Annotated in this window: 12 protein-coding genes; all 12 read right to left on the reverse strand. The window is 37.6% G+C overall.

The window, feature by feature from the left end:
* Positions 1-464 precede the first annotated feature (464 nt).
* The 12 genes from L659_RS0122310 to L659_RS0122365 all read right to left on the reverse strand — a co-directional run bounded on the left by L659_RS0122310 (position 465) and on the right by L659_RS0122365 (position 15,061).
* A complete protein-coding gene (locus tag L659_RS0122310) occupies positions 465-1,439 on the reverse strand; it encodes a transposase (RefSeq protein WP_024592004.1) in 975 nt (324 codons plus the stop codon).
* Between the two features lie 178 nt (positions 1,440-1,617).
* Complete coding sequence (locus L659_RS1000000123290; protein ID WP_024592005.1) at positions 1,618-2,685, reverse strand: hypothetical protein; 1,068 nt, start codon at positions 2,683-2,685, stop codon at positions 1,618-1,620.
* Between the two features lie 191 nt (positions 2,686-2,876).
* The gene (locus L659_RS0122320) at positions 2,877-3,473 is read right to left on the reverse strand and encodes a hypothetical protein (protein WP_024592006.1); all 597 of its coding nucleotides are present in this window, start codon (positions 3,471-3,473) and stop codon (positions 2,877-2,879) included.
* Positions 3,474-3,475: 2 nt separating this feature from the next.
* Positions 3,476-4,540 (reverse strand): hypothetical protein, encoded by a 1,065-nt coding sequence (locus L659_RS0122325; protein WP_024592007.1) that lies wholly within the window; start codon positions 4,538-4,540, stop codon positions 3,476-3,478.
* A gap of 87 nt (positions 4,541-4,627) precedes the next feature.
* The gene (locus tag L659_RS0122330; protein ID WP_024592008.1) at positions 4,628-5,374 is read right to left on the reverse strand and encodes a hypothetical protein; all 747 of its coding nucleotides are present in this window, start codon (positions 5,372-5,374) and stop codon (positions 4,628-4,630) included.
* 99 nt (positions 5,375-5,473) lie between these two features.
* The gene (locus tag L659_RS0122335; RefSeq protein ID WP_024592009.1) at positions 5,474-6,643 is read right to left on the reverse strand and encodes a hypothetical protein; all 1,170 of its coding nucleotides are present in this window, start codon (positions 6,641-6,643) and stop codon (positions 5,474-5,476) included.
* A 26-nt stretch (positions 6,644-6,669) separates the two neighbouring features.
* A complete protein-coding gene (locus L659_RS0122340) occupies positions 6,670-10,551 on the reverse strand; it encodes a toxin VasX (RefSeq protein WP_024592010.1) in 3,882 nt (1,293 codons plus the stop codon).
* Positions 10,548-11,573, reverse strand: coding sequence for a DUF4150 domain-containing protein (locus tag L659_RS0122345; RefSeq protein WP_024592011.1), 1,026 nt, complete (start codon positions 11,571-11,573; stop codon positions 10,548-10,550). Before L659_RS0122345 ends, L659_RS0122340 begins: the two co-directional genes overlap by 4 nt.
* Entirely contained in the window at positions 11,570-12,469 is a 900-nt protein-coding gene (locus tag L659_RS0122350) for a hypothetical protein (protein WP_024592012.1), read from the reverse strand. Before L659_RS0122350 ends, L659_RS0122345 begins: the two co-directional genes overlap by 4 nt.
* Complete coding sequence (locus L659_RS0122355; RefSeq protein WP_024592013.1) at positions 12,459-13,490, reverse strand: DUF2169 family type VI secretion system accessory protein; 1,032 nt, start codon at positions 13,488-13,490, stop codon at positions 12,459-12,461. The genes L659_RS0122350 and L659_RS0122355 overlap by 11 nt, the downstream gene beginning before the upstream one ends.
* Positions 13,480-14,640: a hypothetical protein gene (locus L659_RS0122360; RefSeq protein WP_024592014.1), complete on the reverse strand. Its 1,161-nt coding sequence runs from the start codon at positions 14,638-14,640 to the stop codon at positions 13,480-13,482. The genes L659_RS0122355 and L659_RS0122360 overlap by 11 nt, the downstream gene beginning before the upstream one ends.
* A 4-nt stretch (positions 14,641-14,644) precedes the next feature.
* Positions 14,645-15,061 carry a hypothetical protein gene (locus L659_RS0122365; RefSeq protein WP_024592015.1) on the reverse strand — a complete coding sequence of 139 codons (417 nt, stop codon included), beginning with the start codon at positions 15,059-15,061 and terminating at the stop codon, positions 14,645-14,647.
* Positions 15,062-15,068 lie beyond the last annotated feature (7 nt).

The following is a 15,068-nucleotide window of genomic DNA, read 5'->3' on the forward strand; positions in this document are numbered from 1 at the left end:
GTTATAAAGCGGCTTTTATAAACACTTAAGGTATTCCCATAAACAGCTGTAGCGCTAAACGCTTTGCTTTGTATTTCCAGGTTAGTTTTTCGATACGCTCAGGCGCACCTTTAAAATGCAGCCAAGGCTTAATTATTTCTTCGTTAGGTGTCGCTCTGAGCCAATTAAAATGAGCAGCCTCTTTATTAAACGTTTGCCAAATTTCGGCTTGTTGAGCAAGTGAAAAGTCGCTCCAAAATTTATTAGGTCGAAAAATTAAACTAGACAGCCACTCTAATTGTGCAAGCTAAACTGTGCCATAAAATCTACTTTTTAGGTTAAAAACTTACCTTTCCTTATCTATTTCTTTTATTTAATTCATTAAATAAAACATTACCGCTGTTAAACCTAAATTACATGCACGAAAATAACTGCATGATGCAGTTGTGATTTATTACTAAATAGTTTGACTGAGCAGTTTAAGTTTATGCGAGTAGTTTTTCACAGTTACTGATGTTCGCTCGCCGTTTTCTGTTTAAATTTTCACAGTAACCGGCTTGTGAGGATGGTCTCCCAACTGCACCATGAAATACACGTGTAAATTGGGTTGTGAGTTTTAACCAGTTTTCTGGCGATATATTCACTCTTTCTAGTAAAGGCAAATGTGTACTTTCAATATACCCTCGCTTATCTTCTCGTATACAACGTCCTGTTAATTCAACAAGTTCAAGGTACGATTTAAGCTCAAACGGGAGTCCTTTTGGCATGATTTGACGTGACATGCCTGCAAAGCGGAGCAGTTTTTTTGGTTGTTTACCCTCTTTTGCGTATGTTAGTCGCTTTTGAACGCTGGTATGGTCAGATTCTTCTGGTGTATTTCCCATTTTTGCTCTGATGGGGTTTAAATCTACATACGCCATGCAGGCAACAAGGGCTGCTTCATCTAGTAATGCTTGTGACGTAAAACGTCCTTCCCAAAATCTACCTGTGTAGTTATCTTCTTTATTTGCTCTGCGAGCAATGCTTTCATTTAACAACCGCATAAACCAACTTATGCAGGATAGCCTTTCTCGGTATTGCTGTACTGTTTGATTAAAAAATATGAGTTCTATTTTGCTTAGCTTTTCGCCCTGGATGTATTTTTGTGTAATCAATGTACCTTTACAAAGCTTATGCCAACGAATAACAATGGCTTTGTCATTCAGTCTATTGGCTTTTTTATCATCAACATACAGTACTAAATGTGTATGATTACTCATTACGGCATAAGCACACACATCAATACAAAATACCTTCGCTAATTCAAGTAGCTTATCTTCAACCCAGCCTCGTCGATGTTCGTAAGACTTACCTGTAAAGTGGTCTTCACCACACAGAAAGGCACGTCGAACACACCGTGAAGTACAATGATAATATTTCGTATCAACCAAACTTACTTGACGCTTTCTTGCAATAGCCACAAGCCACCTGCCTATTTATTGTACTTGCTAAAATTTAGTCACTAAATTAAAAAAGCGCAAATTTAGGATGGATGTCTAGTTTATTTATGATTGTTAAAGAACTACTGTTAGTTAACCGATTTGAAATCCTGGTTCTTCATGGAAAATAGAAAGCTGTTTTTAATATGTTTTCCACAGTTTACAAATCAACCATCAAAAATGAAGTGAATTTTTGCCACAAGGTTTTCCCAAACTTAATTTCACTCTCGGGCTTAATGTTATCTGTGTATTTCCATGGAAATTTAAAAATATCTGGCGGTGTTAGCTTTTTAATAGGTTTTCCCGCCAATAAGTTATCAAGCTGCTCTTCATCATTAAATTCTTTTCTAAGCTCATCATCAGCTTGATTCATTTTCTTTAAAAATGACTTATCAACGCGATACCAAAAGTACTTAGGGCGACCATTGGCTTTATCAAATTCAGCAGTGGTTTTATCAAACTCTCGGTAATATTCAAATTGTGGGATGTCTGCTAATGGCTGAGTAACATCCATAAAGTTTTGTAATAATTCCCAATGTTGAAAACTGCAAGCTATCTCATTGTTGTAAGCAACATCATAACGCTGATCTTCTTTATAATGAAGAAGCGTAAGCCCTCTATGTGGAAATCCACTTTTGGGATTATGTGTAGCTTTGTAATGAGCATTAAATTCTTCAAAGCTTAAATAAGCAAAGCTCTTTGCATCGCTTTTGGGTACTTTAACTACACCTGTTTTACGTTCGAAAATAACTGCTAATTTAAAATTAGATCTAAAATATGGCCATATTACCCAGTTTGAAATTTTTGAAAAACACCAAACAGATAACAACACAGTGTAACTATCAAATGCTTCAGCAATATCTCCAAGCAAAAAACTAGTAATAGGAAAAGCTAGCAAAAGAAACAGTATTGATATGTGGAATATCCCCCAAGCGAAAGTTAAAGTGTCTATGAGACTTACAGGGTTAGAAGCCAAAGGTAATTCCAATCGGCTCTCATTTTGACTAAGAATACTTCGATGCTGGTTTGCTGCACCACTTATATTCAATTTATATTCTAATCTTTGAGAGTTATCAAAGCAGTGCCCAAACACATCACCTCTAGGAAATAACGCTTGCTTACTTTGGTAACGGCAATACATAGAGTCACGCTCATCAGTCGCTATTCCATTCCTGAATTTTGGGTTTTGCTTACCTCTGTAAGCTGTGTCAGCATATTGCTCAAGCATATTCTATTTCCTTTATTATCTATGCCCTATCTGACATTTAATCCGCGCACCACTTTGAAAGAGTTTCCGAATTAACAATAAACCTAGGTCCTCTTACTAAACAAGAAAACTGTGTTACTAAATTTGCATTTAAGACTGATAATTTATGTTTTACGAATGCGCTACTTTCATTTGATCTGGTAAATGCAAAACTAAAATGGGTGTGTTTTTTTTCTGCAGAGAACTAAATACTCTGCTACTTCTTCATTAATACTCTTCAGTAACTCCGGATCAGTATCGGCATAACCCGGCCGTTGAAAGTTATATTCAAGGTGATAGTTATATATATAACTTGAATTAATATCGGTTAGAAATAGCGATTTACTTTCGCCAGGGTAGCCTCGATAAAAGTTGATGTTAAAGTTAATTTTTCTTGTTCCACCTTGAGATGGTAACAGATCACCTATTGGTATTTTAAGGACTGATATATGGGTAACCTCAGACTCAAGTTCAGCAATTGGTTCAATATTCACATATTTGCAAACTCTATATGAATCACCATGTCGCAACGACTCATTTTTTGTAAGAATAAAGCTAACTTCTTTATCTTCAGTGATATCCATTAAATTAATAATTAAAAAATTCAACCCTTCTCTAACAAGATTTTGATTAATACAGATATCAAGCTCTGTATTATTTACTTTTATTAAGCATGGTTTTTTTAAATTTTCTCTAAAAGTATTTTCATTTCCAATATTGACTAAAATAATAATAACAAACAAAAAAACAGTTATAATTAATATCCACATAGCTATACCCCTATCAATAACTGCCGTATTGAAACCAATATATTCCCTATTAAAGCAGATACATCCATTCTTTTATTCCGCTGTTTAGCGGTAAATTGAAGCCAAGGACAAACTAGATCGTATATATCAAGCATTTTTTGGGATAATTTATACTGCTCATCATAAAACCGGTTATTAATCAGCTCTCTTTCAATATCTCTTTGTTGATCGTATGAAAAGTCACACCAAAACCGCTCTGGTCGTTTATTTTTTATATCAAACTCTCTAGTAGATTGATCGTTTTTTCTATAGAGTTCCAAATCTGGCGAGTCGGGTAATGGTAAAGTTAAATCTAAATAACGCTGATACCTTGCCCATTGCTTAATTACATCATCAACGGTGCCATGATATTCACTTAACGCATGAATATGTACCCAAGGTACGTCATTGTATTGATCAATATTTTCATGAATAAGTACTAGGCTTGCTATTTTACCGACTCCTTGAGTTTTTGTTAAAAAACGTACGTTGAGTGAAAATTCACCTACGGGGAATGCAGCATTAGCAAACTCATCTTTAAAAGGAGGCTCATTGTTTGTCTGTTCTGTAAAGTTGATTGTATTATTCAACCTATCTAAATAAACCAAATCCTCATTTTTTGAACTAAGTCTATAATAATAAAATGAACTAAAGTTGCATACGATAGCATTCCAAAACATAAATATTATTAAGCCTAGCCAAGTCGGCATTCCAAAAAACTCATCACTGCCAAATACAACTATAAATAACATTAAAAAAGAAATAATAAACGGGAGAGTATAAAAAAATATATCTAGCCTTTTCCTCGCATTCAAACGCCGTCCAACAACTAGATATTTAGATTTATCTGCTAGGCTTGATTTTTCAAAGCTTTCAGCTCTAGCCCTTTCATTAACAAAGTATCGTCTAACTACATTTATACCAAAACAATCAAACCAGAAACTTTTATCCTTATCAAACTGCTCTGATTTAAAATAAGGTAAAATGCGGTTTTGATACAATCTGGGCGAGATTTTTTCGGCAAATGCAGTATAAAATGTATAGTCCATGAATTCCCTTTTTAGCTTATCCCTATTCTTGTTATTTACTTAATTATTATAAAAAATTAAGACAGTTTTTTAGTTTTTGCCTCTAAATTAGATCTCATTGTTAGTTTTAGCTAAATCAATTCCATATGTTTTACGGTATAGCAATGACAAAAGGGAAAGTAATGTAATTAAAATAAACCACGTTATATTTGAATTTAAAAAAGCGCTTTTAATAAAAGAAGCTGATATGAAACTCAGTGTATTAAAATCTATTTCACCTTTAATATAAAGACTTAAGAAAGGAAACAAAATCATAATAATTAAAGAAAATAAGATTAAAAAACTGACCAAAAAGAATGATAAAAGTTCTTTTTCAGCAGCCATCCCAGTAAACATGCCTGTTTTATCTAATGTATTTAAATAGTTTCGACAATTAAAAAAACGTTCACTTTGACTCTTTTCTTTTTTATCTTTTGTCTTTTTTAAATTTAAAAAATATAACAATGACAAAATCACTCCACCCTCAATCAAGTAATAAAAAAAATAAGGGTAATCACCATTGATAACTATAAAAAAATTAGACGAAACAAAATAAACACATAGGTTAAATTTATCAGCCGTTTTTAATACTAAAAAAAATACTACAGACATTACCAGTGGTAATAAAAAAAACGAATCCCAAGGTACTAAACTCGAACATGCTCCAGCTACTGCGCTGCATATATTATTATCGTATGTAGTACTATTAAAACTTAAAATGGGTCTTGAGTTTAATGAATTATAACTCAACAAAAACTCGACAAAAAAACTCATAAGCATTGCGAGTGATAAATTTTTAAATGCAAAGCGATTCATAAAAATCCTTTTAAAATACCTTAAACAATAAAAGCTCTATTGTTTAAGGTTGGTTTTAATAAAGTAAAGCTACTATTTATGCTCAGCGTTGTTTTTACATCACCAAACTTCATGTCTGTTTACTTGGCAGTCATCCGGGTCTAAATAAGGTTTTAGCTCCTCAGGAAAGGCGTGTTTTTCCGTTATATCTTTATCGATTTTGAAGTAATGCTCTATCGATTGATATAAGTGCGTGCCAAGTGGGATTGACGTATCCATAAAGGTTATGGCTGTGGCATATTGCAGCGAATCCCATTCACGATTAAAACCTCCCACATAAAAAGTAGGCTTGGTGAAGCGATAATGTTTAGGGTATTTTAACGGCACCATGAGTGACACAAATACACGTGAACCACCACGGGCTGAGCCGACATTACGCTCATTTGCACCATAGCAAACAATATCTTCGTAAGGTAAATAAAATGGTTTTCTGAATAAAGTATGAGGGGTTTTTACAAGCCCGGTATGGCGATTGAAGTAAAACTTATCTCGGTGCGATAAAATAGCCCGGTGTTTTAACGTAAACACTCCTAAACCAAAGAGCACCACATAGATTGAAGCCATCACCCAGAAATATTCAAACCCGTCCATGATAAGAGCAAGAATATGGAAACCAAATACGAGTAATGCGAGGCTCGTACAACCAAAGCCAAGAATAGTAAATAAGTTCGACCACCCTCCAAACCATGAAATAGCAAGTTGTTGCCCATCGGTGCGAACCCAGTGACCCTCAAGCGTTGAGCCACGATTAGGCGACTTGAGCTCTGCTGCGTATTCATCAGTAAAACGCTTACTTTTAAAAGTACGGGTTTTAAACCCGCAGCCATTGAGTGCTTCGGCTCTTTTAAATCGCGTTTCATAACTGTCTTTATGTAAGTAGTCTCTTGGCAGTCGCTCTTTGTAGGTTTGTCTATCCCTACGGTACTTAATTTTGTTTTCAGACCTTATACTTATTTCTGCCATTTTCTCTGGGTTATTTTTTCCAAATTCTTCTATGCGCACTACATCTTCTTCGTCTAAAGCCATTTGCTTTATGGTTTTGTCTTTTGCTCTTGTAGGGTCCCGATTTGGGTTTTCAACGCACCACTCTTTAATTGCGTTAATACGGTTTTCTCTTTTTATTTTTTCTCGTTCTTCGTGAGTTAAACCATCTTCCTCTTCAGCAATGAGGCGCTCAGCTAGCTCATTAAATATTCTTTCTTCCTCTGCGTTTTTATCATCTATGTTCATAGTTACTCCTTGACACGATCTACTTCTTATAAATTAATTAGTGCTTGACTTATAACTTGACCAATGCGGTGACTGTACTTGCGGTCATCATTAAAAGACAGTAACCCAGGCTTTTCATCCGCTTTGTAATACTCAATTGGTAAGCCATAGGTACTATTAAAACCTTGAATAGTCGGTTGACCTTTACCATTCGGATATACTGTGGCTTCTAATTTGAGCTCTATTTTATCGCCTGGCTGCAAGCCGAACTCAGTCAAAAATGCATTATAATTTATTTCTGCTTGCCACCCTGTTCGTGAAGGCTGAAGCATCCATATCGCATCGACTAATATGGGGGAACTAAGGGGAATTTGTTTAAATTCTCTATGTTTTGTATAACGTGACATTTTAAGTTGTATTATTTTTGCATATTTTTCAGCTGCTTCAACATTATAACCTCGATAGGGTGCAATTATATTTGCACTTGTTGGATTAACTACTCGCCAATAGAGCTTTGTATCGACGCCTTCTTTTACCGCAGCAACCGGCGTGGATAAACCAATTGAAATAGTTTTAGCTAAGTTGCTTGCAACCAGTTTTGTATAGGGCTTGTAAAGTGCATTATAGACATCGAGTAATGCTAAGTCAGGGCGGTTTAGCCACTGAGCGGCTCTTACACTGGAAGAACCATCATTAATAAAGGCAGCTTTCCCCCATGGGCATGCATGAAGCCATGCCTCAACCTCTGATTCACTAAAATAATAAATAAGCCCTGCCGCAATAAGAACTATCACTAAGCCTACAATACCAAATACAGCTATCAAGGCTGACGCCCCTTTGGTGATAATTGCGATGCCAGATGCGGCAGTCATACTTAAAAAGCCCAGAGCCATAATCGAATTCGCTGTCGCAAGGCCTATATTACCTTTGTTATACTCATTCACTGCATCCCTTACAGCGATATAAGTACTTATACCGCCGGCAACAAATGTAAAAAAGTTTGCAGTGTAGAATAATGCTACTTTTGCAAAAGTAACACCGAGCCTTCCTCTAAGTATTTTTTTACTAAGCTCGCTAACAGGCACTTTATTGTCAGCATATAAAATCAACTGACCGGAGCTTGGCATACCATAACGACGCTCTACCAAATCTTTACCAATATTCACCATAACATCAAGTAAATCTAATGCTGCAGATGCTTTATCCATAGAACTGACGCCATCACCAGTTATAACGGTATAAAAATTAATGGCTTCTAGCCCAGAAACAAACGGCAAAACACCAATGCTAGCTAAGCCAACTTTGCCCGTTTGCTGCTTACCAAATGCTGTTTTCGCGTACTTTTTGAGGGATTTATTATGATCTTTATATCCAGTTAAATCCCAGTTTGTTTTGAGCTGAGCACCTTCAACCGCTTCTAAACCATCTTCAAGCCTCTTCACTACTCCTTCCAATGCAGCTAGCTTATTTTTATCAAGCGCCACCATTTTTTTCATCACTTTCTTCTTGGCGCTGTCTGATTCGTAGTATTGCTTAGTAACCATGGCCTCTAGTTCATTCAAAGAACCATCTAAGCTAGTAATAAGGTCTAATCGAGCGGGTATCGTCACTTTATCGTTAACTTTAAGTTTAACAATGGGCCGCGTTCCGCCATTGCCTGGGTAACTACCTTGGCTCAGTGCTTCATCAATACCTTCGGTTATTTTATTAAATTCTAAAATTCGTTGTTCGGCACGCTTAGAACGGCTGTCAAAATTAAGCGGGACTACTGAGTCAGGTAAGTTTCCTTGATAATAGTCGTTAACATCAATGTCAATCTCAACGAGTAAACCATCAGAAACCATATGCGCGAGATGCATTATTTTTTGATAGGGGTTGTACGACATCGCAACTGACTTAATACGTGCCTCACTATTAAGCATGTCTAAACCCACACTTTTTAGCGTCGATAAATGCGCACGTGTTACACTACTTTTTGTTTTTGCTTGTTTAAGCAGTGTTTTATAGTGCTCTAGTTCTTTGTTTCTTTGTTTAAGCTGCCTGTTTAATTGCTCGGTGATGTCATCGCCATCTATACCTTGGTTACGCGCTTCCTGAATGAGATCATTGCGTGTCTTTTCAGAACTTTCAATTTCACTTTGTTTATTTTTTATCTGTATTTCTAAATTCTTTGTTTGCCGCTCAAGTTTATTACTTTCTCGCTGTAAGCTAGATTGTTTTTGCATACGGGCAGTAAACACATCTTTAATTGTTCCGCCACCTTGAGACATAGAATAAGTGGCAGATGGTACTTCCATAATAATATTAAAAAAGCCCCATACAGCTTGGCTACTCCTACGTAATACCTGCGTTAAATCGCCTTCTATATAACCATCAAGTTGATCATCTTGCTTCTCCAAAGTCTTAAATTCATCAATAGAAAAATCAACATTTTTAGGATCTTCTTCATCTCGAAAACACTTATATTCAGTTAAATTAGGCTTACTACTGGTTTCATCAGGGAATAGTAACTTATGTAGTTTCAATAAATTTGAACGGTCACTGGTATCCTCCGGGTGTGTACCTAACACTTTTAAGATTATATGTTGCCCTAGATCATTACTATCGATTTGCTTAAGCTTTTGCGCGTCTTGGTCATACACTACACTTGAGCGAAGCAAATCTGCCGTTAAATCTTTCAAAGGGGCTAATACGTCACACATAAGTTGATATATATCGAGTCGTCGGTTACCTGAGTGGTATGCATAGTCTCTTGCACATTGATAAAAGCTAGAAGCAGTATCTTCATCCTCTATAAGGTCTTTTACATTGGCTCTTAGCTCATTGATATACTCACCAAGCACAAGCACTTTTTCTGTTGCTAGAAACTTTCTGAATGCTGTTTTATCAAATTTATTTTCTACCCACTTTTTATAATCTGAAGCAATCTTTTGTTCTTGCTCAGAGACACTGTCTTCACCATATGTTGCTAATTTGTCAGACACAGATTGCGGAAAAGCAAAAAAGGTTTGTTGAACAAACGATGCTAATTCAAGCTCACCTCGCTGCTCTTTTGAGAGCTCATCAACACTCGAAACCGTTTGTCCATTTGCTACTTGCTCTATCGGTAGTGAACTAATCACTGAGCGAGTAAGCGTGATATCTGCAGCGGCTTGTCTTACTTTTCCTATTGCGTCAGGTATAACGGGGCAATAGACTCCAGCTTTATTTACAACATCGAGTGCAACATGCTGAGGTAACTGATTACTATTATAGCCTTGCTCAAAATCACCAAGCTTATCTAACGTAAACAATCTGTTGTTTCGAAGCTCTATTGCATCAGCATTATTCTCACCTGGCTTAACAGGCTCTCCATAGTTTAACCTTGGGTCTTCAGGATTAAACCCTCCAAATAATTGAATTTGTTTCCACGACCACTGCACTTCAGAAAAAGCAATTTGTACTTGGCAGTTACTTCCATTAAGTTTGTTCGGTACTATAATCGTTTTAAGTGTTTCACCAGTCGCCTCACGAAAACCTTTATTTGTTTTCCAAGTAAGAGAGCCTTTCTGCCAAGCAAGGTTAATATCATTGAAACGCGTAACGCTTTCTTTGGTCGTTACCTTAAGCTCACGCCATAAATGACCGTCAACAAAAATGTATAAAAAGCCATCTCTTAAGTTCGTTGTATGATCGTCAATTTCATCTGCAGGGTGGGCATATCTAATTGGGAATATATGAACTAACTCAATATCAGCTGTATTATCACTCTCCTCTTTAGCATCTACCTGATATAACGGGATTTTATAGTAGCCTTTACTGCTTCTATTTACAGATTCATCTCTAACCATTAATGATACATTTTTTACACCATCTGATTGGCGTTCAAAAACAAGCTCTCTATGCGCATTTTTTTCATCAATTTTATCTGCTACATTTAGATCACTCATACAATTGACACTCCATCTTCATCTAACTTTTCTGATCCTGATATTTTTATGACTATTTTTTTACCGACTTGCTGGTCAGCCAAACTATCCCTCATTTCTACACTCAACCCCCTTGGTGATGCGCCACCTGATTGCGCTAGCGGCATAGGCGGGGTGTTTTTTGAGTTTGAAATCATTAAGTCACCTTGGCGAACAGCGGGTTTCCCTTCAATGAGTACATTAAATGAGCCTATTATAAATTCAGCTTTACCATCGTTAGTGCCACTCATTAGGCCTCTTTTATCTCCGGGTTTATCGCCTTTACTTTTTGAAAAGTTACTTTTTATGTTGGCAGCACCGTTACCGTTTATTTTGACTGACCCCGCCACACTGGCTACATCACTTGCTGCGGCCATATTTGGATAAGGGATTGGGATGACACTTGGGCCTACCGTAGTTAAACATATATCAATAGTGCTTAGCTTGCCGCCGCTACTTTGGTGCACTGCGGTGCGGCCATTAATTAATACATTTTGCCCTGATACTGTGGCTACTTGCGCTGCTTGCGATTGCGTATCTTTGGTTAATTGCTCTTGACTCCCAGCTTCCCACCCTAAGTGGCTCGACACTAAATCTAAAAATGCTTGGGCATTAGTAATAGGTTTATTAACATCCATATTGGTTTGAGACTCATTCCACGGCAAGATAGGTTCGTTTTTTTCATCATCCCATTGAGGTGGTGGAATTATATAGTCAGGTATAAAGGTGCTTACCATTTCACCGAGTGTTTTTTCACGGTATTTGGGGCGGCCTATTTCAGCTAAAAATGCCGCATCTCCACTGGCTCGGTCTTCAAAAATAGCGACATTACTGGCTTTACCTAATGCGCCGTTACTTCGAGCACTATTATTAAGCCCTAATAGTGTTGGGTTGTTGTGTCGCCATGTTAACGATCCACCTGAGCGCACATCGGCGGTTAGCGCGTCGATGTCGTACTGAACACTGCCTGTTTGTTTACCTGCGGCTGCATTAATGTATGTCATGAATTTTCACTCCTTGAAATTTTTATTAGTTGCTCATTGGGTGAATTAAATAATAAAAATACATGCTGTAACCCTTCATTTAGTGGGTTATTTAAATAGCTATTTGCAAGCACAAACCCCGCTGGATCGTTTGCAACGCCTTGATGGCCAATAGTATTATTTAAGTTGGCGAGCTCTATTAATTCGTCTTCTGGGCTATACAATGCTTGTGTATTAGCAAACCATTTTTTTTGCCATGCTAACGACTCCTTTCCTGCAAATAGGTAAGTATCATTAACACAAGCCTCAGCTTGGTTGAGCTGTTCGTTTAATTCGCCATTATAAAGGTGTGCACTAAGGGTACCTTGTAAATGGGTAAGTAATACACATCCACCTTCACCATTAATAATGCCTGGCGGGCCGTTTAACACTTGCACCACGTTATTTTTTGCTTGATGGCTTACGTATTGGTAGCTAACGCAAGAGTCGAGTGCAATTATAAGTGTATCGGGCGCTATGCTTTTTAAATCAAGCGTTGTAGTTTGTATAAAATCAGGGACTTGCTGCGAAATCACCTCAGCTAAAAGCTCACTGAGTGTATCGTCACTTATTACTGGGTTGTTTAACTCGTCCTGTGGTAATACAAACACTATTTGACTTATACGGGATGTTTTTCTAAGGGTTGTAATATCAATATTTTCGAGCAGCTGGCTTAATAACAATAAGCACTTGGTTTGCCTATCAAGCTGAGCAAGCTCTTCTATTTCTACCATTATGTAGGGGGCATCTAAGCTTATATCGCAACGTATTAATGCTTTACTCGGTTTAGAAAACAACATTTGGTTTGCAACAGCGGTATACAAGCTACTTGGTGTACACCCTGTAGCATTTATATGGCAAAGTACATCAAACTTCATTGTTAGTTTCCTTTTTTGCCACAACTAACTGGCTATTTGCGCCTACGTGTATTGCGTCAATATAACCGCGCCATAACAAAGAAAAACTTTGCGCGTCAGAATCAATAACCAACGTATCGCAGCGCAAGTTAATGGTATGTCTGTTTAATGTGTTAACTAGCTGAACAATAGGCTCTTCAAATGGAAGTTCAACTCGTTGGTGCTGCCCATATTCTTGTAACGGGTATAACCCTGAAAGTGAAAACGCCCACCCTTGTGTAAACTCTTTTTTTACTCGCTGATCTAAAGGTGCCATATTGTTAAAATGTTCATCAAGCACTGTTTTAAACGGATAATTGCCTGCCATTAGTGCTTTTTTATCAATGTCGGGCATAAGTTCGATACGCGGTGACCAATGTGATGGTATAGCTGAAAAGCTTGCAACTGAGGCAGTATGACTCGGTTTACGAAGTAGTTGGTTTGCGTATTCAATGCAAGGTAATTGCTGCCCTTTTGCTTGTTTGTTTTTAAGCTTAAATCCTCTCCCTATCGGATTTTCAAGCAGATAGTTAGACTCATCGTTAAAGTCTTTTCCACCAAAAGCATTGCTGTAATTAATGGGTGTAGGCTCAATAATATTCGGATCAGTTGCAACAGGCCCAAGTAAAGAGCGCTTCCAAAAGCGTGCGCCAGTTACACGTAAACGTTTTTTAAATAGTGGCTGCGCTTTATCATGAAGGCCAAGCTCTACTTCAATTACTCGCGCTTGTTTGGCTTTAGGTGGGTAAGCTGTAAAGTCGCCATACACTTCAAATCCATGCTTAAAGGCGACTTGTTCGTTTACTTCTCTAAGTGGTGTATATGCGGGGTCGCCATCGTAGTCATCGGCTACAACAATATCGGGTCCGGGCTCGTTTGGTGTTACATTGCCTTTTTCGTCAAATTCAAAGTTTTGTTTTACAAGGACAACTTTAGCCAGCGTACGGTCACTCAACCAACCATCAAAAAAACTAGCCTGCCAAGGAGAAAAATTATTCAGCACTTGGACTCTCCGCTATCACACTTTGCCATTGTTTGGCGCTCAGTAATACATGGTACAAACCACAGGCCTTTTGCAGAGGATAATGTGGTGCTACAACACGTTGCACAACTTCACCTGCAAGTATTTTTAATTTTTGTTTTGCATTACTGCACACAAAGCTAATGCCGTTTAATAATTGATCCCCTGGGACAAGTGCAAACGCTTGCCTTGCATGCTCTGCATCGTCAAGGTTTATGCCGCTGTGTACGTTTTTTTCGTTATTTGATTCTACTACAGTTACTTTGTTTGCTTGGGCAAGCGCTCTGTTAGTAATAATTAGCCATGCTGCGTAAGCTGGTTTTTGAGTTACCCCATGCGCCATTAAATTAATAAATAAAGGCAATGCACGCTTATATACAAAGTGGCTTAGTACATGTTGGCAAAGCCCGGGGTTAGCTTTACAAAAAAGTAGGCAAGGTTCATCCCAGCGCGGATCGTTAGTAAGCCCTGCTAGGGCAAGTAATTTTGCTTTTTTGTCGACATCATTTGTTTTGGCAAATACTTTAAATAGTATGTCTGATAAGTTACTTGTTTTATTACAATAGGCATTCACGAGTGCTGCATAAGCAATATCAAAGTTAGCATGTAGCATGGCACTATTTAGCTCTGTTTCACTCAAGTGCTGTGAAAAAAGTAAAGTAATCGCGTTACTATCAAGCTCTTCTTTTTCGTTGAGTACACTATTGCGCAGTGCTTTATTATCATCTAACTGCCAATAATCAAGTAAGTGCTGTAATACACTGTAATAACTTAAATGTTTGTCCGACTTTAAAGCTAAAAAAGTTTCGGCGCTGTTAAGTTCACTTTTTAAATTAAGACTTTGTAGCAATAGCGCGTAGATACTGTAGTGCTCAGGGCTCTCTATCGCAAGGGTAATAAATTCATCAAGCGTTAAATGGCTTACTTGTGTTAAATTTTTACCTGCAAAGTAATCTGTGGGTGCATCACTTTTTAAATCGCTGAGTGTGTATAAATGATTTAGTAATTGGCTTTCAATTACATTTAGTCGAGCAAGCGGGTAAACACCTTGCGCTTGCAGCTTTTGTTTGTGTTTTAATAAAGTATTTAAGCGCTGCTGATGCTGCTTAACCTTAGCGACTTGAGCAAACATAGTATTAATTAAGCCTAATTGGCCAGCCAGCCAAGGTAAGATCTTGCTCGCTATTGGCTGTTATATCTCGCCCTTCGAGCACTATGGTCCCGTCGGCAAATACTTCTATAGTCCCTTTAGCAGTTTGAAGGCTAATACTTTTCTGCGCCTCAATCGTTATGTGGCCTTGGCTATTTTTAATGAGTGCAGCGGGCGCTTGATCTTCATTTGCAAGTAGCCCTGTTACTATAAAGCCTTGTGCAGTGTGGGTAAGTAGTACTGTGTCGCCCACTTGGCATGGTGTTATGTGCGCCGCTTGTGCTACAACACTCTGTTCGTCGTTATTTACTGTAACGCCTTTAACTCGGCCAAATTCATCGACTTTACTTACAGGTGCAAGTTGCTGATCGTGATTAAATATACTTTTAACTTTAGCGTTCATTAAATTA

It is taken from the genome of Pseudoalteromonas sp. S8-8 (assembly GCF_000497875.1).
GTDB lineage: Bacteria > Pseudomonadota > Gammaproteobacteria > Enterobacterales > Alteromonadaceae > Pseudoalteromonas > Pseudoalteromonas arctica.

What these genes read in the sequence shown, in the direction of transcription:
- L659_RS0122365 (WP_024592015.1), bottom strand. Translation starts at nt 15,061, where the DNA reads ATGAACGCTAAAGTTAAAAGTATATTTAATCACGATCAGCAACTTGCA.
- L659_RS0122345 (WP_024592011.1), bottom strand. Translation starts at nt 11,573, where the DNA reads ATGACATACATTAATGCAGCCGCAGGTAAACAAACAGGCAGTGTTCAG.
- L659_RS0122330 (WP_024592008.1), bottom strand. Translation starts at nt 5,374, where the DNA reads ATGAATCGCTTTGCATTTAAAAATTTATCACTCGCAATGCTTATGAGT.
- L659_RS0122360 (WP_024592014.1), bottom strand. Translation starts at nt 14,640, where the DNA reads ATGTTTGCTCAAGTCGCTAAGGTTAAGCAGCATCAGCAGCGCTTAAAT.
- L659_RS0122335 (WP_024592009.1), bottom strand. Translation starts at nt 6,643, where the DNA reads ATGAACATAGATGATAAAAACGCAGAGGAAGAAAGAATATTTAATGAG.
- L659_RS0122325 (WP_024592007.1), bottom strand. Translation starts at nt 4,540, where the DNA reads ATGGACTATACATTTTATACTGCATTTGCCGAAAAAATCTCGCCCAGA.
- L659_RS1000000123290 (WP_024592005.1), bottom strand. Translation starts at nt 2,685, where the DNA reads ATGCTTGAGCAATATGCTGACACAGCTTACAGAGGTAAGCAAAACCCA.
- L659_RS0122320 (WP_024592006.1), bottom strand. Translation starts at nt 3,473, where the DNA reads ATGTGGATATTAATTATAACTGTTTTTTTGTTTGTTATTATTATTTTA.
- L659_RS0122340 (WP_024592010.1), bottom strand. Translation starts at nt 10,551, where the DNA reads ATGAGTGATCTAAATGTAGCAGATAAAATTGATGAAAAAAATGCGCAT.
- L659_RS0122350 (WP_024592012.1), bottom strand. Translation starts at nt 12,469, where the DNA reads ATGAAGTTTGATGTACTTTGCCATATAAATGCTACAGGGTGTACACCA.